We start from the raw sequence: 18,627 nt of genomic DNA on the forward strand, positions 1-18,627 counted from the left end.
CCACTTATGCAACGTTTTCTTAGCATCGCACTGGCGCTCTGCGTCGGCCTGACGCTGAGCCTGGACGCCAACGCCAAGCGTTTCGGCGGCGGTAAGAGCTCGGGCTCCGCGCCTATTCACCAGACCCGCCAGGCTACGCCAACCACGCCTGCCGCCGCGCCGACCGCACCTGGTCGTGCAGCCCCGGCCGCCAGCGGTGCTTCGCGCTGGTTGGGCCCATTGGCCGGCCTGGCCGCCGGTGGCCTGCTGGCGTCCATGTTCATGGGCGACGGTTTCGAAGGCTTCCAGATCATGGACTTCCTGATCGTGGCGCTCATTGCCTTCCTGGTGTTCCGCTTCATCGCCGCGCGCCGCCGCCAGCAGCAGCCGCAAATGGCCATGCCAGGCCATGCGCCGATGCAGCGTGAGGCTCACGCCCAGCCTGCCCAGCCGTCGATCTTCGGGGGTTCGGCCGCACCTGCCGCCGCAGCCGCTCCGGTAATCAACGCCCCGGCTTGGTTCAACGAGCAGAACTTCCTGGCTGCCGCCCGTAACCATTTCCAGTCGCTGCAGCAGCACTGGGATGCCAACGAAATGGACAAGATCGCCGAGTTCGTTACTCCGCAAATGCTGGAGTTCCTCAAGCGCGAGCGTGCTGAGCTGGGTGATGGCTTCCAGGCTACCTACATCGATAACCTGGAAGTGCAGCTGGACGGTCTCGACGACCGCGCCGACCGCACCGACGCCACCCTGACCTTCCGTGGCGTGTCGAAGAACTCGCGCTTCGACCAGGGCGAAGTGTTCAGCGAAAGCTGGCACATGGTTCGCGCCCAGGGCGAGAACCAACCTTGGCTGGTTGCCGGTATCCGTCAAAACGGCTAACCGCTACGTGCTGCATGAAAAACCCGGGCCTGTCCCGGGGTTTTTGCTTTTGCCAGACTGGCCTACTAGGGTATAACGCGCAGCGTTGTCATCTAGGTCAGAGGAAGTGAACCGTGGAAGAAGTGATCGAACAACTCCGTGAAGCCAATGAACCCGTACCGGTGCCCTTGGAGCTTCCCGACGAGGACCAACTGGTGGAGATCGAAGAGCAGCTGTTCATCAATATTCCATTCGTGTTCAAAGAGTTTCTGCTGACCGTAAGTGATGTTGTTTACGGCTCTCTTGAGCCTGTCACTTGTACCGACCCGCAGTCGCACACGTACCTGCCAGAAGTTGCCGCCACAGCTTGGGATGCCGGCGTGCCGCGTGAGCTGATCCCACTGTGCCAGGACGGCGAAAACTACTACTGCGTAGAAGAAGATGGCACCGTGGTGCTGTGGGATGCCGATGAGGAACTGGTCGGCGAAGACAGCTGGGAATCGGTGTGGCACTGGGCGCGGGATGTTTGGCTGGAAAGCTGAAATATCCACAGGAATATTTATGGCTTAGTGCCATCAATGTAGTTAAAATCGCCAGGCTTTCTGCGCCTGGCGACATCGCTACCGCTCCATCCCCTCGGACGACGGTGAAATCTTGCGCAGGGAGCATTGCCCCTTAGTGCGAGTTCTCGCGACTATTCTCTAGCGTCTCCAACAAGGCGATCTGCATGCGCGTGTGCACGCGGATGAACCAGCGCCACAACAACGCCACCACCACGGCAGCGACTACAGCAATCACCAGCAACAACTCGCTGGTCGGCAGAATGCTCGCCGACAATGCCGACAGCAGCAGGAAGATCACCAGCAGCGACAACAGCGGGATAACTTCAGCAATCACACGGCGCACACGCTGGGTATGCCGCCCTGCCATTTCAGGCTTCACGCCCATCTCTGCCAGCAACATCGAAAGTGCCTTGAGCTTGCGGTAGGCGGCGATAAGGAATGGCAGCGACAGCAACAAGGCCGCCCCCCAGATCACAGCCTTCTGCTGGCTCGCATCGCTCACCCACTCACTGAGCCAGTTGCCGATTCGCCCTGCGAAGTAGCCACCACTGAAGAAAATGGCGATTACCAGCGCCAGGTTTACCCCCACCTGCAACAGGATGCGCCGAATCATCGCCGCCAGCATGGCGCTCTCGCCCTGCGGCTGGATGTTGCGCAACCACTCGCCGTACAACGACAGCACCCGCGCCAGGCGGCCCGGCACTATATTGCCCAGCTTTTGCGACAACGGGTCGGCCGCGCGGATCAGGTACGGCGTCAGCAACGTGGTGATTGCCGATACCGCGACAGCCACCGGGTAAAGGAAATCGCTGGTTACCTGCAGGGTCATGCCCAGCGCGGCGATGATGAAAGAGAATTCGCCAATTTGCGATAGCCCCATGCCCACGCGCAGCGACGTGCGCCCATCATTGCCGGCGATGAACGCCCCCATGCCACAAGACAGCATCTTGCCCAGCACCACCGCCAAGGTGATGACCACGATCGGCCAGGCGTAGTCTATGAGCACCTGGGGGTCGATCATCAGGCCGATGGCGACGAAGAATATGGCGCTGAAGAGGTCGCGTACCGGTTCGATCAGGCTTTCTATTTTCAGCAACTGGCGCGATTCAGCCATGATCGCACCAATCAGGAAGGCGCCAAGCACCATGCTGTACTCCAGCTTCACCACCAGCAGGCAGAAGCCGAAACACAGGCCCAGTACGGTGATCAGCAACATCTCGTTGCTTTCGAACTTGGCCACATAGGCCAGCAGCCGCGGCACCAACAAGATGCCGATGACCAGGGCGACGATCATGAACAGTGACAGCTTGCCGACAGTGGAGAACACCTCACCCGAGCTGACCGTGCCACTGACCGCGATGCCCGACAGCAGGGCAATGATGCCGATGCCAAGGATGTCCTCGACAATCAGCACGCCGAAGATCAGCTGGGCAAAGCGCTCGTTCTTCATCTTCAGGTCGTTGAGCGCCTTGACGATGATGGTGGTCGAGGATATGGCCAGGATGGCGCCGAGGAACAGCGAGTCCATGGTATTCCAGCCGAACCAGCGACCGATCTCGAAGCCGATCCAGATCATCAGCACGATTTCCAGGAACGCTGCGATGAACGCTGTGGCACCCACCTTGAACAGCTTGCGCAGGCTGAACTCGAGCCCCAGGCAGAACATCAGGAAGATCACCCCCAGTTCAGCGAGGGTCTTGATGGTGTCTTCATCATGGATAAGGCCAAACGGCGGGGTGTGCGGGCCAATGATGAAGCCCGCGACAATGTACCCAAGCACCACCGGCTGCTTGAGGCGATGGAAGAGAATGGTGACCACGCCAGCGACCAGCATGATGACCGCCAGGTCCTGGATGAAGCTGATGGCATGCATGGCGTGATACTCCTTTTCTCGTCTTTTTCTGAATGCCTGGGCAGACCGCTCCTCTGCCAAGGCAAACCTGAGGGAGCAGCAAGTACATACTGTATTGAATGCAGGAACGCCCATGTTGCATGGGCGTACTCAGGTTAACATCGCACCCCGCCGCAAAAAGCCGGTGCAATATGCAGAAACAGATCGGCTGGAAAAGCGCCGCTGATGGCATGATCAGCGTGACGACAGCGCGTCAGCCAACGTCCCGTATCAGCAAGGCAAATTCATAAGAGGGGAACAGCAGTGTCAGCAGATAACGCCCTCCATTCGCCCGATTCAGCGCAACCTCACCGTGAGCACACTATGGAACCTGGAAACGCCCAGCTGAGCATGACCGTCCTGATGACCCCGGACATGGCCAACTTTTCTGGCAACGTACATGGCGGCACCCTGCTCAAGTACCTCGACGAAGTGGCCTACGCCTGCGCCAGCCGCTATGCCGGTAGCTATGTGGTGACCCTGTCGGTCGACCAGGTGATCTTCCGCGAACCCGTACACGTAGGTGAACTGGTGACCTTCCTCGCGTCGGTCAACTACACCGGCAACACCTCGATGGAGGTCGGCATCAAAGTGGTGACCGAGAACATCCGCGAGCGCTCGGTGCGCCACTCCAACAGTTGCTTCTTCACCATGGTTGCAGTCGACGACAATCGCCGCCCGGTGCCGGTGCCACCGCGCCAGCCGCATAGCAGCGAAGAAAAGCGTCGCTTCCTGCAAGGCCATCAGCGGCGCCAGATCCGCCAGGAGCTGGAGAAGCGCTACCAGGACCTGAAAACCGACGCGATCTAAAGCGCCAGCAACTGCGCCTCGAAGCGTACCCGTGGGTGCGCAATGCGGTCCTGAGCCCGCACCAGCTGCAATTCGTAGCTGGCGCAGGCCTGGGTTTCCAGCAGCACTTCATGCACCGCTGCAGCCGTGAACTCGAATGCCTGCACCCAGCTGTCGCCCAGCATTACACGGGCCAGGAACAAACCGGAGGTGAGGTCACCCACCCCCACCGGCTGGCGTGGAAACGCCAGCAGCGGGCGGCGTAGGTGCCAGCTGTGTTCGGCAGTCACCAGCAGCATTTCGAACTGGTCCTCGGCGCGCCCAGGGTAGGCCAGGTGCTTGACCACCACCACCTGCGGCCCACGCTTCAGCAAGCTGCGCGCCATGTTCACGCAATCTTCCAGTGACTGCGCGCGACGCCCACAAAAGCTGTCCAGCTCCAGTTGGTTGGGGCACAGGATGTCCGCCCTGACCGCCGCCTCCTCGAGCAGAAACGCACTGACTTCGGGCGGGACGATGCAGCCCTTCTCCGGGTGCCCCATGACCGGGTCGCACAGGTACAAAGCCTTTGGGTTCACCGCCTTGATCCGCTCGACGCCGGCCAGGATCGCTCGCCCCTGTTCGGCACTGCCCAGGTAGCCGGAAAGCACCGCATCGCAGTGGCCCAGCTCGCCGATGTTGGAAATACCTTCCACCAACGCAGGAATTTGCGCCGGGGCAAGCACTTCACCCGCCCACTGGCCATACTGTGTGTGATTGGAGAACTGCACGGTATTGAGCGGCCAGACATTGACCCGATACGCTGCATGGGGAACACCGCGGCGCTGTTGCCGGCGTGGCCGAACACCACATGAGACTGAATGGCGAGCAGGTGCGGGGTACGTTTCATGCGGGTGGTTTCCAAAGCTGTTTCAAGGATTGTACGCAGCGCAGTATGAACGCGATTGCCACCTGTACGACAGGCCAGGGACGCAGTTAAGCTGGATACACCTGTTTGGAGCATATGCAAATGTTGACCCTGGAGAACCTCTTCGTCCTGATGCTGGTAGCCACGGCAGGCGCCTGGTTGTGGCACAACCATGGGTTGCGCGAGAAAGCCCTGGAGCGGGTCAAACAGCATTGCGCCAAGCTCGACCTCGAATTGCTCGACGACGCCGTCGCGCTCAAGCGCATCGCCTTTGTCCGGGATGCCAATGGCCGTAAACGCCTGGCACGCATCTATGCCTTCGAGTTCACCGTCACGGGCGAGCAGCGCCACCCCGGTACCGTGACCCAGTTCGGCGCCCACAGCGTGCAGATCGAGCTGGCACCCTACCCGTTCGAAATCAAGACCCCACCGCGCGCCGACAATGTCATCGAAATGCAGCAGTGGCGCCAGGAGCACAACCGCTGGCGCAACTGATCAGCTGACTTGGCATTCGCTCAACCCGGCATGCAGTGCGGGTTGCGATTGCGGCTGATCGAAAATCAGCTCGATACGCGTATCCCTGCGCCATTCGCTGGGCTGCCAGGCGGGCATGCCTCCATTGAGCCCATTGAATGATTGCCAGCCTTCCACACTGTGGATAACTCCCTTGGCGCGTCGCCATGGCCAGACGCGCAAGAACGCCTGTAACCGCTGTGGATAAAACTGTTGGCCAGGGTGCCAACGCCAGCCAATACTCCAACCTCCTTCCCCCTGTTGGCTAAGGCAGATGGGCTGCCTGGGGTCTGTCCAGAGTAATGCTGGGGCACTTTCAAGATTGTCGACAATCTTGTTATCTAGGAATGGGCTGTCAACAATCTGGGAAGATGCCTGCGGAAGGCCCGACAGAGGCAGCCAACCTTGCACTGTCCATATGATTTTCTTGTTTATAAATTTATTAGTTATCAACAACTTATCTGATTCATCCACAAGCTCTGACTTGTTGAAAACCACGTTCTCACAGCCATCGAAAGCCTGCTGTTGAGCCTCCGTGAGGGGCTCGTTTCTAGCCATGGCCAGGGCATCCACAACCATCAGAAGTGGTTGAATTGTCAGCACTCCAGCCCAAGGGGCTTGCTGTAGCTGAGCCAGCAGCTGTAATGGGTGGCCCAAGCCGGAAGGCTCGATAAACAACCTGTCGGGCCGGGATTTACGCAGCAAGCGCCCCAGGCCCACCTGAAATGGCATGCCGTTGACGCAGCACAGGCAGCCGCCTGCCACCTCGCCGATGGCTATGCCGTCTTCGTCACGGCTGAGCAAGGCCGCATCCAGGCCTACCAGGCCAAATTCGTTGATCAGTACAGCCCAGCGTTCATTGGCTGGGCGCTGGGCCAGCAGATGACGGATCAGGGTGGTTTTGCCAGCGCCCAGCGGGCCGGCAATTACATGGGTGGGAATGTTCTGCAGCATGGGGCGACTTCAGGCGGTGGTGATGCCTCACTATGCGCCGTCAGGCCAGCCAGTCAAGGCTGAGCAGTAGCCGCCCCTGTTGCCCTGAAGGGGACCGATGCACCAGGCCTGCGCCCTCGTTGCCCTGCCATTTCTCGCCTTTCAGTATCCCTACCTCGCCGGGCTGCAGGCGCTTTATGTTATCCACAGGAAGATCAGCTGTGTGTAACTCTCCACGCCGGCTATCCTGCTCTTGCAACCATTCACTACCCGGACCCGCATAGGTAGTGAGCAGGCGTAATGGCACGTTATCCACATGGAAGCGCGGGCACATAGGACCGTCCAGTACCCGCAGACGTAAACCGACCCGACGTGCGCCAACCAGGCAGGTGTACGCCGCCACCAACCACGTCACATCGGCAACGAAGGCCTCATAGCCAAGTAAATCCGACGCTTCACGCAGCAGATCGGGCAGTACTGGCATCTGCTGCTCGTCCACATCGATTACCCGCTGATCCGCCAGGGGCTGACCAAGGCTTATGGCCAATTCAGAAAAGTCCTGTAACTGTGCCGGCAGGCGCCGGCGCCAAACGGCCAGGTTCACGCCGTCCTGCAGCACCTCAGCCAGAACTTGCGGGCTATCGCCGTGCACCTGAAAGATATCCACAGCCCGAGTTGCCGCGTTCATGCCGCCTCCTCGTGCCATGGGCCAAACGGATCGGGCAGGCGTAACCAACCCATGTGGCCCAAGTCCATTTCCTGATCCGTCAACAGGCAGCCATCAAGGGCTGTGGATAATTTTCCGAAGTCGATATTCTGCCCGATGAACACCAACTCCTGGCGGCAATCACCGGTCTCAGCAGTCCAGTGTTTCAAGATCGCGCTGGTGTTATCCACATCCTGCGGCCACTGATCGCGCGGTACGAAGCGCCACCACCGGCCAGCCAGGCCATGGCGCATCATGCCGCCCGCTTGCGACCAGCTACCGGCTTCCTGATATTTGCTGGCCAACCAGAAAAAACCCTTGGAACGCAGTAACCGCCCGTTAGTCCAGTGAGTGTGGATAAAGTCGAAAAAGCGCTGTGGATGAAGCGGACGTCGTGCCTGCCAGGTCATGGCCGCGATACCGTACTCTTCGGTTTCGGGCACATGCTCACCGCGCAACTCCTGCAACCAACCCGGTGCCTGGGCTGCCTGATCGAAGTCGAACAGGCCAGTGTCCAGAATACGCGTCAGCGGCACCTGCCCCATGACCATGGGTACGATCTGAGCCCGGGCATTGAGGCTGCGCAGAATGGCGGTGAGTTCTTCGCGCTCATGTTGGCTGATAAGGTCGATCTTGCTCAGCAGCAGCACATCGGCGAATTCGACCTGCTCGATCAGCAGATCGCTGATTGACCGCTCGTCTTCTTCGCCCAAGGTTTCGCCACGGCTGGCCAGGCTGTCTGCCGCCTGATAGTCGCGCAGGAAGTTCAGGCCATCGACCACGGTGACCATGGTGTCCAGGCGCGCCATATCGGACAGACTGCGGCCCTGTTCGTCGCGGAAAGTGAAGGTTTCGGCCACCGGTAATGGTTCGGAGATACCGGTGGACTCGATCAGCAAATAGTCAAAACGCCCTTCTTCGGCCAGCCGCGCCACCTCTTCAAGCAGGTCTTCACGCAACGTGCAGCAGATGCAGCCGTTGCTCATCTCGACCAGTTTCTCTTCAGCGCGGTTGAGGCTGACATTGCGCTGCACCTCACTGGCGTCGATGTTGATTTCACTCATGTCATTGACGATGACCGCGATCCGCAGGTTGTCGCGGTTGCGCAGCACATGGTTGAGCAGTGTGCTCTTGCCGGCGCCCAGGAAGCCGGACAGCACGGTGACGGGGAGACGATTGGGCATGGCGAACCTCTTCAGGCAGACGCATTCGAAACGATGCATTGCACAATGTTATAAAGTAACAATACAATTTCGCCAAGCCGTTCTCGACGGACGAGTGCTCACCGGGGATGAAAAATGAATCTGCCAAGCGTCTTGGCGTTGCTGATGCTGGTCATGCCGACTTCACTGCTGGCTATGCCAAAAGGCAGTGCATTGGCGCTTTGTACGCGAAGCGCCACGCTGCTCGCCTGCCAGGACGGCAAAGGCAGTTACTACAGCGTGCGCACCGAAGGCAGCACGTTCTACCTGCGCGGCTACGACTTCGACAGCCGGCGCCTGTGGGCACAAACCAACAGCCGCTACGGCACATTGACCTTTTTTACCGGCCTGGCCAGCGATGGAGAGGCCTGGGTGGGTTACAGCCGCCGCGTTGGCTGGACCACTTTGAACCGCGTATCCAGCTCCAGCGGGCAGCGCTTCAATCTGCATTGCAGTTTGATCGGCGGTTGCCGTTGATGCCTTTACTTGCTTGGAAAGCCAAATGACTCAGCTCAAGCTCCCCGATATCGCCGCACAAACTCAAGCGTATGCCGTGCCATTGAATTGGGTTGGCATGTGCGGAATCGCCCTGCCAGTGCAATTCGAAGGGCGCACCGCGGCTGCCAAAGTCGACGCAGGAGTTAGCCTGGTAGACGGCAGTTCACGCGGCATACACATGTCGCGGCTTTACCTTGCGCTGGGGTCATTGGAACACCAGCCTCTCACACCACTCGCCATCTGGCAGCTTCTGGAGGATTTCCTCAGCAGCCACGCAAGCCTTTCTTCCGCAGCCTACTTGCGCTTCAGCTTCGAGCATCTGCTGAACAGGCCCGCCTTGATCAGCCCATTGGCGGGCTGGAAAAGCTACGCCGTAACGGTAGATGCCAGGATCGAAAATGAAGTGTTCCACGTGGAACTATCCGTTTCTGTTCCTTACTCCTCAACCTGCCCATGCTCGGCTGCACTCGCACGGCAGCTGATTCAGCAGCAGTTTCAGACGCACTTCAGCGAACAGAAAATCGAAAAAGCTGCGGTACTGCAATGGCTTGGCAGTGCCGAAGGGATTGTTGCTACGCCTCATAGCCAACGCAGTACCGCGCAGGTTCAGGTACGGCTAAACAGCAATCAGCAGGTGTTGCCCATCACCGAGTTGATCGACCGCATAGAGGCTAGCCTGGGGACAGCGGTGCAAACCGCCGTAAAGCGCGCAGACGAGCAAGCCTTCGCGTTGGCCAACGGGCAAAACCTGATGTTCTGTGAAGACGCCGCACGCCGCCTGCATAAGGCTCTCCGGCAAATGGAATGGAGCACAGCCTTCAAACTACGCGTGGAACATGCAGAGAGCCTGCATGCCCACGACGCTGTAGCAACCAGCCAGTGGCAATGGGATGTCAGCTGCGCGGTTTGACCGTGCCGCAGTCATTGCCCAGCCACACCGCACGGGTGTTCATGCTGCCTTGCTGCTGCACACCCGAGGCGTTGAATGTGCCGCTCACCTGGGTAGTGAATTCCCGATCACTGAGGAATGTAGCCTGGCCACTCCCCTGGGCCTTCGGGCAGCTGAACTGAAACTTCCACACATTACCGGTGCGGTCAGTGATCTTCTGCGTGCAACCTGACTTCGGGTCCTGCAGCGGGATGTCGTTGGTTGCCACCTGTTCTGGCGTCAGGCACGAACGTACACCCTTACCGCCTACGCTTACTCCCTGTTTGGCCAACACCCCTTCCATCATTGCGCGCTGCTCTGGCGGCAGGTTTTTTAGCTGGCCGAGCATGAATTCCATGTCGGGTAGCGGCTTGCCATCGACCTGCATGTTGCTGGTGGTCAGCTCCCACAAACCGGGTTGCAGCATCTGGGCATGCACCAGCGGGCTGCTCATTGCTAGGGCCAACGCCAACAGTGGCAGACGAATCTTCATGGACGAACGCTCCTGGAAAAAAGCCGGCCAAGCGGGCCGGGCTGAGCCTTAGACGCCAAATCCACCTTCGGGTTGCAAGGCGGACCGGGAACGTGTTCTGTTACCTCAAGTGTACTCGGCAAGCAGGATGCATATGGATTACCACAGCCCCTACTTCTTTGGTTACCTACTCGGCCTGATACATCTGCTGGGGATCGTAGCCGCACTGCACGCGGTGTTCACCGTGCGGACTGCCCAAGGCGCGATTGCCTGGGCCATGCCCTTGTTCTTCATCCCCTACCTCACCTTGATTCCCTATCTGGTCTTCGGTGCCCGCTCGTTCTATGCCTACATCAAGGCGCGGCGCCAGGCCAACCAGGAAATGCACGTGGCCATGGCCAACCTCAACTGGCGGCCCTGGGTTGAGGAAGCCCTTACTGCCCGTGAGTCGGAAAGCTACGCAGCCTTGCGCGCCATGCCCAAGCTGGGTCGCATGCCATGCCTGGCAAACAACCAGGTGAAACTGCTGATCAATGGCCAGGCCACATTTGATGCCATTTTCGCTGCCATCGAGAAAGCCCGCGATGTGGTGCTGGTGCAGTTCTTCATCATTCATGACGACACCCTTGGCAAAGCGCTGCAGCAACTGTTGTTACGCAAGGCCGCCGAAGGGGTGCAGGTGTTCGTGCTCTACGACCGTGTCGGCAGCCACGCCTTGCCGGCCAGTTACAGCCAGGTGCTGCGTGACGGTGGTGTGCAGATCCATGCCTTCGCCACCCGCCGCGGCTGGTTCAATCGTTTCCAGGTCAACTTCCGCAACCATCGCAAGATCGTGGTGGTGGATGGCCTGGTCGGTTTCATCGGCGGGCACAACGTGGGTGACGAGTACCTGGGTAAGCACCCGCAGCTTTCACCCTGGCGCGACACCCATGTGCAGATTAGCGGGCCGGTGCTGGCCTGCCTGCAAGAGTCGTTCGCCGAAGACTGGTACTGGGCCACGCGCCAGCTACCGCCACTGATCCTGCCAGATGCCTACCCGGACAACGGTGTCCTGTGCCAGGCCTTGGCCAGCGGCCCGGCAGACCCACAGGAAACCTGCTCGCTGTTCTTCCTTGAAGCAATTCACTCCGCCACTCGCAGAGTGTGGATCACCAGCCCTTACTTCATTCCTGACGAGGCCGTGTTCGCCGCCTTGCGCCTGGCGGTGTTGCGAGGGGTCGATGTGCGCGTGCTGATTCCATCACGGCCGGACCACCGCATTGTCTATGCCGCCTCCAGCCTGTTCGCCTTTGAAGCGGTACGCGCAGGGGTGCGCGTGTTCCGTTACCAGCCAGGGTTCCTGCATCAGAAGGTGGTGTTGGTGGATGACGACGTCAGTGCGATTGGCAGTGCCAACCTGGACAACCGCTCGTTCCGCCTGAACTTCGAAATTACCCTGCTGACAGTCGACCGCAGCTTCGCCGACCAGGTCGAGCACATGCTGAACGATGACTTTGAACAGGCACGGGAGATTACTGCAGAGGACAGCCGCGATACGCATCGACTGCAACAACTGGGGATGCGCATTGCGCGGCTGATCTCACCAATTCTTTAAGATAAGCCCTCTGCTTGTTGGACCATTCCAAGACAAGCACAGGACCTGTAGGAGCAGCCTTGTGCTGCTCCTACAAAGTGACGGGGTATCCTGAAGACCGTTTCAGCGATACAGGTCTTCCCGCGTCCACGGCAGGTTATGGTGCCCGTCGGCGTACGGCTTCACTGCCAATATCTGGTGCAGGTTGATCCAGCCCTTCTGGAAGGCATAAGCACACCCGGCCAGGTACAAACGCCAAATACGCAGTGTCTTCTCGGGCACCAGCGCCGCCGCTTTGTGCAACTGGTTTTCCAGGTTCTCACTCCAGTGATGCAGGGTCTTGGCGTAGTGAAGGCGTAGGCTTTCGACATCCACCACTTCCAACCCCGCCTCACAAATACTGGCACTGATCATCGACAAGTGCGGCAGCTCACCGTGAGGGAATACATAGCGGTCGATGAACTCACCAGCACCTCGCCCGACCGGTCGGCCATCGACGTGCTTGGCGGTAATGCCGTGGTTCATTACCAGCCCCCCTTCCCTCACAGCGCCGAACAGCTTCTGGCAGTACAGCGCCAGGTTTGCATGCCCGACATGTTCGAACATGCCCACGCTGACAACCTTGTCGAAGCGGCCATCCTGGGGCAGGTCACGGTAGTCGAGAATCTGCAAGTCGACCTTGTCGGCTAGCCCCTCGGCCTTGACGCGCTGGCGACCCAGCTTGAGCTGCTCCTTGCTCAAGGTAATGCCGAACACCTTGGCGCCATACTCGCGGGCCGCAAAACGCGCCAGCCCTCCCCAGCCGCAGCCAACGTCGAGCAGGTAGTCGCCGGCATCGAGGCGCAGCTTGCGGCACAAGTGGTCGAACTTGTCCTGCTGCGCCTGGTCGAGCGTGTTGTCGGGCTCGCGGAAGTAAGCGCATGAATAGGCCATGTCCTGATCCAGCCATAGCTGGTAGAACGCGTTGGAGACGTCATAGTGATAAGAGATGGCTTCGGCGTCAGTGCTCTTGTCGTGGGCAAGCCTCTGCGGCAGCACTTCTTCCTCACCGGCCAGCAATGCTTCGCTCAGCTCATCACACACGCGGATGGCCTCGCCAATATCGCCTTCCAGCTCCAGCTTGCCTTCAACAAATGCGGTGCCTAGCTGATCCATGCTTGGATGGGTCAACTGGCTGATGAGCTGTGGTTCCTTGACCAGGATGGTGACCTGCGGGCTAGGCCCCAGATCGAACTGGTTGCCGTCCCACAGTTTCAGCCGCAGCGGCAGATGCAGGCTCTGCAATGCCGGTGGAAGTTGAGCAAGCATGAACAACCCTCCTATCCCTAATTGACTACGACGCCTGATATTTCGAACGTCGCCGCAACAGAGTAGTTCATTGGTGGGATGTTTCCTCTAAACAAGACCATGGTCTAGAACCAACTGTTCTTATCCATGCAGTGGATTGTATACAATCTTTCCTTCTCAGCTTAACCTTATGCCCCTCTCGCGCTTCTACATCCTGGAGTTGAACCCATGAAATCTTATGACGTGGTGATCATCGGCGGTGGCCCTGGCGGCTACAACGCCGCCATCCGCGCTGGCCAGTTGGGCCTTAGCGTCGCCTGCGTGGAAGGCCGCTCGACCTTGGGCGGCACCTGCCTGAACGTTGGTTGCATGCCTTCCAAGGCACTGCTGCATGCTTCCGAGCTTTACGAAGCCGCCAGCGGTGACGAATTCGCCCACCTCGGTATCGAAGTCAAGCCCACCCTCAACCTCGCCCAGATGATGAAACAAAAGGATGAGAGCGTGACCGGCCTGACAAAGGGCATCGAGTACCTGTTCCGCAAGAACAAAGTCGACTGGATCAAAGGCTGGGGGCGCCTGGATGGCGTGGGCAAGGTCGTGGTCAAGGCCGAAGACGGCAGCGAAACTGCGCTGCAGGCCAAGGACATCGTCATCGCCACCGGCTCCGAGCCAACCCCCCTGCCAGGCGTGACTATCGACAACCAGCGCATCATCGACTCGACCGGTGCGCTGTCGCTGCCGCAAGTGCCCAAGCACCTGGTCGTCATCGGTGCCGGCGTAATCGGCCTTGAGCTGGGTTCGGTCTGGCGCCGGCTGGGTAGCCAGGTCACCGTCATCGAATACCTCGACCGCATCTGCCCAGGCACCGACACGGAAACCGCCAAGACCCTGCAGAAGGCACTGGCCAAGCAAGGCATGGTGTTCAAGCTGGGCAGTAAAGTGACCCAGGCTACTGCAAGTGCCGATGGCGTGAGCCTGACGCTGGAGCCTGCCGCTGGCGGCACCGCAGAATCGCTGCAGGCCGATTACGTGCTGGTGGCTATCGGCCGCCGCCCTTATACCAAAGGGCTGAACCTTGAAAGCGTGGGCCTGGAAACCGACAAGCGTGGCATGCTCGGTAACGAGCACCACCGCACTTCAGTACCAGGTGTGTGGGTGATTGGCGACGTCACGTCCGGCCCGATGCTGGCGCACAAGGCCGAAGACGAAGCGGTAGCCTGCATCGAGCGCATCGCCGGCAAGCCCCACGAGGTCAACTACAACCTCATCCCTGGCGTAATCTACACCCGCCCGGAGCTGGCCACCGTGGGCAAGACCGAGGAGCAGCTCAAAGCAGAAGGACGCGCCTACAAGGTCGGCAAGTTCCCCTTCACCGCCAACAGCCGGGCCAAGATCAACCACGAGACCGAAGGCTTCGCCAAGGTCATCGCCGATGCCCAAACCGATGAAGTACTGGGCGTACACCTGGTAGGGCCAAGCGTCAGTGAAATGATTGGTGAGTTCTGCGTGGCCATGGAGTTCTCGGCCTCGGCAGAAGACATCGCCCTCACCTGCCACCCGCACCCGACGCGCTCCGAGGCCCTGCGCCAGGCAGCGATGAATGTGGACGGCATGGCGATGCAGATCTGACCGCAGCTGTTCGCAGCAGTGGCCATTCAAGATCAGGATGCAAGCGGCCAGGTTAACGTAGCCATTGATTGTGAATGACGATCCTGATCGTATGCCTGGGTGCGCTGTTTCCTCGAAAAGGTCGCGGAAAGCTATGCAGCTATGGTCTAGCTGGCCTGCTCTATTCGGTGTTTGCGACATCTCTTTTCGTACAGAGCCTAGCCCCTGTCTGAAAAGCCTTGATTCTCGGTGATGCTCCTTTGAAAACCGCCCAGGAATGCTCATTTACTCCAGTAAACTGCGCTTCCTCGGCGGTTTCGCCTTGCCTGACCATCTTCTCAGACTCTTCAAAAAGAGCCTAGAACCCTCATTACTCACAAAAATCTGCTTTGTTTTTTTTCGCCTCAATTGCACATTCTCTTGTCTAATTTCCCCTGTTTTCTGTTGAAAGTAGTAAATAGCACAATGACAGATACTATTGCTAAAGTTCCCCAACCATAAGCATAGGTACCAAGGCTATCCCGTGATAAGCCAATAATCGGGGGAATCAATACAACGGAGAGCTGATTAGCTGTCATGGCCATTCCCAGCGCAAAACCCTTGCGATCAGCAGGAGCAGTTTCTGCAATGTAAGCTACCCATGGACCGTACCATCCGTATGCAAAAAAACCAGTGAACGCCATAAAAACACTTAGCATTAACAAATTTTTTGTATTCAAAAAGGGTAACAGCATCAATATGGCCGCTACCGCACCGAGACAAGTCATCACGGGGTAGTACCTTCCTGACTCACAATGATCACTCCAAGCCGCTAGGACAACCCTTCCGACTATGCCTGCCCCTAGCACCACGAAGAACATCATCGTCGCAGTAGATCTATCAAGCCCAACTGAGGTATAAAGATACAAAACTAAGAAGACTGAAATGGCATACTGTGAGGCAGTGAGACTAGCACCGGACACCATGATTTTTCTCATGGCAGGTTCGGTTACCATAGACAGTCGGGACACAGCCGCCAATTTTAGATTGATTTTTTTTCTTTCGATGCCCTGACTTATCTCAGGTTTTTTATACAGCAAAACAAATAAGATGGCACCAAACAACGCTACAAGTCCGCCCACCAAAAAAGCTGTTTGAACAGAGTATTGGCTGGCAAAAAATGGAAGTAGTAACGCGGCCATGGCGCCGCCCAGGGGTAATCCAGCTTGTCGAATACCCATTGCAAAACCTAGCTGACTACCTTGAAACCAATTAGATACAGACTTGCTTCCTCCGGGCTGAGCCGTGCTGTATCCAAAACCTAATAGTACTAGGATCATAAGCAATTCAGTGTAAGAATTTGCCAGCGCCGCGCAGCACAATGAAACGCCAACGATTACTGTTCCTACACCAACAACAAATCGCTCACTGTACCTATCCAATAGCTCGCCAGCAATCAATAGACCAAAAAGCGGAATCAACTGTGCTGCCGAAACCAATGTGCCGATCTGCCAATTACTGAGGCCCATCTCGGACTGAACATTTAACGCGATAGCCCCAAAGCCTTGAACGAAAAAACAAGCGCTAGCTTGTGCAAAAGTAGCCACAGCTAAAATTACCCAACGATAATTCTTATTTGGAAAATTCATGCGTCAAATCCCCCACTTCTAAAAACCTGACACTAAGACGTTGCGTTGACATTTGAAGTTCTCTGCCTGCACCAATGAAATTTCCAGTTTCTAACAACGTATGTTAGTTGACTGACCAACCAACTATCAAAAATTAGCGGTCAAGGTTTTGATGTCTGTGCAGAAGCCATTTTTCGAAAACACCTTGCGATAGCCAATAATATCTTGCTTACTTGTAAAGATAACAGCTTTTAAAGGCTGGCTAATGGAAGCGTGCTTTTTTTTCACTGTAGATGCGACCCGCAGAGCAACTTTTTTTGCAGGGTCGAGCCAATTCTGAACGGATGGGAATATCCCTTCCAAGTCTTTAATTACATGAGGGAAGTGAGTGCAACCAAGGATAACTGTGTCAATTGAAAATCGCTGTTTTGTAGTGAGATGGTCATCCACAAGCTTAGTGAAACTAGCAAAACTTGCTTCCTGCCCTGCCAATCGGGCTTCAGACAGTGCTACCAACGGCTGCGCCGCTATTGGCCATATATTGGGCCGATTTCTTGTTATGGCCATCGCGCGGCGAATATACCTACTCTTAACCGTGCCGGGAGTGGCAAGTAATACGATATTTTTTTGGTCGGAAATTTCAACAGCTTCCTCTAGGGGGGGCGTTATTAAGAAACAGTGCTGAACACATGAGTCTAGACCATAGTCCTTCATAGCGACGGAAGCGGTATTACACGCTACAACGATAGCTAACGGCCTAATTTGTGTATAGAGCTGATCAATTAAATGCTGTACCCTTTGAGAAATTTCAGCCCCGGACTTGCTACCGTACGGGAACCATTCATTATCTACCACATAGAGTATACTTGCCTCAGGAAGTAGAAGTTCCAGTTGCCGGGACAGTGTCAGCCCCCTACGCCAGAATCCAATACTACAATTGGCCGCTTCGCACTCAACCATTGACTGCTATATAGTTTATTTTCGTCATCCAGCCAAAAGCTGAAGGCAATCGCCAGTGAACTATTGAGGATATGCATCGGCCTTCACCCTATGCATTGATAGCGCGAGTATCTACCGAGTCCCGCATTTCTCGGGACTTCCTCAGGCTTGATGCGAATACAACCCGAGATAGCCAACGGGCGCCACCACCGTAATTAGCATTGAACGAATCACGTGCATGTACACACCGGTAGTTATCGATGAAGACACAATCCGCTTGCTCAAGTATGAGTGTCACGCGATTTTCTGAAAAGTGATTTAAGAGTTTTTCCAACGCTTGACGTTCGATGCCTTCATATTCCCCGACATCCAAAGTGGCTGCATTAATTTTTACATAGGGTGCGTCTCTATGGCCAAATAGAATTGTCTGGGCGTTTTCTTCGACCACGTCAGATGTGTTGTGTATTGGGTTGTGAGAAATTCTAAACCTCGACTCAAATAGCACATTTATTTCTTCCTCGCTAAGCTTGATGCCATCAATGCTAGAAAGAACTGTCGCTGCACGTTCATCATTACGCATGCACACGAGCCCTAAGTACTCTGGTCGAGCAGGGTGAAATGCATCTTCTACATGGAATCCAAAATCGAGAACAGACCCAGAACTTGAATTGGCAATGCATCCATACCCTTTAAACGGTATAATATTGTTATACAGGCTACCCCCGCGCTGCGAAGTGAATCCGATACCTTCGCCCAGTAATGACCCGTATAGGCCATGCAAGATTTTTGCGTCACTCAAACAATAGTCTTCTTCTAATTCAATATACCCTTTTGGCGTTGCCCCTGCACCATGTCGAAGAACGGGATTCCCGGAAACTAGAAGAGCCGCAAATTCTTCTTTTCGTTTGAAGTCGTAGAATACTTTACGAATGCTTCGTGGCAATTCTTGGGCATACAGAACTGCTTTTTCCATAAAGCTGTACTGATTTGTCATTCCGGCTCTTTAATAACCTCATCCAACAAACCCCGAACTTGCAGTTTTTCATAATGGGTAAGAACAAGCTTCTTTACTTCAGTCACCACAATATGTTACCCCTTCGTATCTGTGATCAAACCTGTCGAAACCTATCTTAGGCACTGGTCGAAATTTAAGACTCCACGTCCTTCGATTGACCGTAGACTTGGAAATTGGCAACCTTTTCTGTCTTATATTTAATGTCGAAAAATATCCAATCACGGTTGTTGTGATGTAAGAATTACGATAAGGAAATTTGCTGGGCATGGTCAATATTCAAAGACGTAGGGTATTTCTTATTCTTTTGTGCGAAAAATAAAATCGCGGATTTTGAAAGCATTGAAAGCTATAATTTT

General features: G+C 56.5%; 17 protein-coding genes and 1 pseudogene. 8 read left to right on the forward strand and 10 right to left on the reverse strand.

Going from position 1 to position 18,627, the window contains the following annotated elements:
- Positions 1-6 precede the first annotated feature (6 nt).
- Together AB5975_09830 and AB5975_09835 are read left to right on the forward strand one after the other, a co-directional pair.
- Entirely contained in the window at positions 7-861 is an 855-nt protein-coding gene (locus AB5975_09830; protein ID XDR22075.1) for a Tim44 domain-containing protein, read from the forward strand.
- Between the two features lie 113 nt (positions 862-974).
- Positions 975-1,382, forward strand: a complete 408-nt coding sequence (locus AB5975_09835) for an SMI1/KNR4 family protein (protein XDR22076.1) — start codon at positions 975-977, stop codon at positions 1,380-1,382.
- 133 nt (positions 1,383-1,515) lie between these two features.
- On the opposite strand, the gene AB5975_09840 is transcribed toward AB5975_09835, so the two are convergent.
- A complete protein-coding gene (locus tag AB5975_09840; protein ID XDR22077.1) occupies positions 1,516-3,276 on the reverse strand; it encodes a cation:proton antiporter in 1,761 nt (586 codons plus the stop codon).
- A 342-nt stretch (positions 3,277-3,618) separates the two neighbouring features.
- Here AB5975_09840 and AB5975_09845 point away from each other — a divergent pair, with 342 nt between their 5' ends.
- Positions 3,619-4,104 carry an acyl-CoA thioesterase gene (locus AB5975_09845; protein ID XDR22078.1) on the forward strand — a complete coding sequence of 162 codons (486 nt, stop codon included), beginning with the start codon at positions 3,619-3,621 and terminating at the stop codon, positions 4,102-4,104.
- Here AB5975_09845 and pdxY read toward each other — a convergent pair.
- Positions 4,101-4,972, reverse strand: a pseudogene (gene pdxY / locus AB5975_09850) (pyridoxal kinase PdxY). The gene AB5975_09845 and the pseudogene pdxY overlap by 4 nt on opposite strands.
- Before the next feature lie 120 nt (positions 4,973-5,092).
- Here pdxY and AB5975_09855 point away from each other — a divergent pair.
- Positions 5,093-5,485: a DUF3301 domain-containing protein gene (locus tag AB5975_09855; protein XDR22079.1), complete on the forward strand. Its 393-nt coding sequence runs from the start codon at positions 5,093-5,095 to the stop codon at positions 5,483-5,485.
- Here the strand turns inward: AB5975_09855 and AB5975_09860 are convergent, their stop codons facing one another.
- Genes AB5975_09860 through zigA form a run of 3 tightly spaced genes read right to left on the reverse strand, consistent with a single transcriptional unit; the run spans position 5,486 to position 8,326 of the window.
- Positions 5,486-6,457 (reverse strand): GTP-binding protein, encoded by a 972-nt coding sequence (locus tag AB5975_09860; protein ID XDR22080.1) that lies wholly within the window; start codon positions 6,455-6,457, stop codon positions 5,486-5,488.
- Positions 6,458-6,497: 40 nt separating this feature from the next.
- The gene (locus AB5975_09865; protein XDR22081.1) at positions 6,498-7,124 is read right to left on the reverse strand and encodes a DUF1826 domain-containing protein; all 627 of its coding nucleotides are present in this window, start codon (positions 7,122-7,124) and stop codon (positions 6,498-6,500) included.
- On the reverse strand, positions 7,121-8,326 hold the full coding sequence (gene zigA, locus AB5975_09870; GenBank protein ID XDR22082.1) for a zinc metallochaperone GTPase ZigA: 1,206 nt from the start codon (positions 8,324-8,326) through the stop codon (positions 7,121-7,123). Before zigA ends, AB5975_09865 begins: the two co-directional genes overlap by 4 nt.
- A 114-nt stretch (positions 8,327-8,440) precedes the next feature.
- On the opposite strand from zigA, the gene AB5975_09875 reads away from it, so the two are divergent.
- Positions 8,441-8,821, forward strand: a complete 381-nt coding sequence (locus AB5975_09875; protein XDR22083.1) for a glutamine synthetase — start codon at positions 8,441-8,443, stop codon at positions 8,819-8,821.
- A gap of 25 nt (positions 8,822-8,846) precedes the next feature.
- A complete protein-coding gene (folE2, locus tag AB5975_09880) occupies positions 8,847-9,752 on the forward strand; it encodes a GTP cyclohydrolase FolE2 (GenBank protein XDR22084.1) in 906 nt (301 codons plus the stop codon).
- Here the strand turns inward: folE2 and AB5975_09885 are convergent.
- Complete coding sequence (locus AB5975_09885) at positions 9,736-10,263, reverse strand: DUF3617 domain-containing protein (protein ID XDR22085.1); 528 nt, start codon at positions 10,261-10,263, stop codon at positions 9,736-9,738. The two genes, folE2 and AB5975_09885, sit on opposite strands and share 17 nt — an antisense overlap.
- Positions 10,264-10,396: 133 nt before the next feature.
- Between AB5975_09885 and cls the strand changes: the two genes are divergently transcribed.
- Entirely contained in the window at positions 10,397-11,836 is a 1,440-nt protein-coding gene (cls, locus tag AB5975_09890; GenBank protein ID XDR22086.1) for a cardiolipin synthase, read from the forward strand.
- A gap of 102 nt (positions 11,837-11,938) precedes the next feature.
- Here the strand turns inward: cls and cfaB are convergent, their stop codons facing one another.
- Positions 11,939-13,123 carry a C17 cyclopropane fatty acid synthase CfaB gene (cfaB, locus tag AB5975_09895; GenBank protein ID XDR22087.1) on the reverse strand — a complete coding sequence of 395 codons (1,185 nt, stop codon included), beginning with the start codon at positions 13,121-13,123 and terminating at the stop codon, positions 11,939-11,941.
- Between the two features lie 207 nt (positions 13,124-13,330).
- On the opposite strand from cfaB, the gene lpdA reads away from it, so the two are divergent.
- Positions 13,331-14,731 (forward strand): dihydrolipoyl dehydrogenase, encoded by a 1,401-nt coding sequence (gene lpdA, locus AB5975_09900; protein XDR22088.1) that lies wholly within the window; start codon positions 13,331-13,333, stop codon positions 14,729-14,731.
- A gap of 383 nt (positions 14,732-15,114) precedes the next feature.
- Here the strand turns inward: lpdA and AB5975_09905 are convergent, their stop codons facing one another.
- The 3 genes from AB5975_09905 to AB5975_09915 all read right to left on the reverse strand — a co-directional run bounded on the left by AB5975_09905 (position 15,115) and on the right by AB5975_09915 (position 18,250).
- Positions 15,115-16,338: an MFS transporter gene (locus AB5975_09905; protein ID XDR22089.1), complete on the reverse strand. Its 1,224-nt coding sequence runs from the start codon at positions 16,336-16,338 to the stop codon at positions 15,115-15,117.
- A gap of 126 nt (positions 16,339-16,464) precedes the next feature.
- A complete protein-coding gene (locus AB5975_09910; protein XDR22090.1) occupies positions 16,465-17,277 on the reverse strand; it encodes a glutamate racemase in 813 nt (270 codons plus the stop codon).
- A gap of 88 nt (positions 17,278-17,365) precedes the next feature.
- A complete protein-coding gene (locus AB5975_09915) occupies positions 17,366-18,250 on the reverse strand; it encodes a TauD/TfdA family dioxygenase (GenBank protein ID XDR22091.1) in 885 nt (294 codons plus the stop codon).
- Positions 18,251-18,627: the final 377 nt, after the last annotated feature.

Source organism: Pseudomonas putida, assembly GCA_041071465.1.
Classification (GTDB): domain Bacteria; phylum Pseudomonadota; class Gammaproteobacteria; order Pseudomonadales; family Pseudomonadaceae; genus Aquipseudomonas; species Aquipseudomonas putida_P.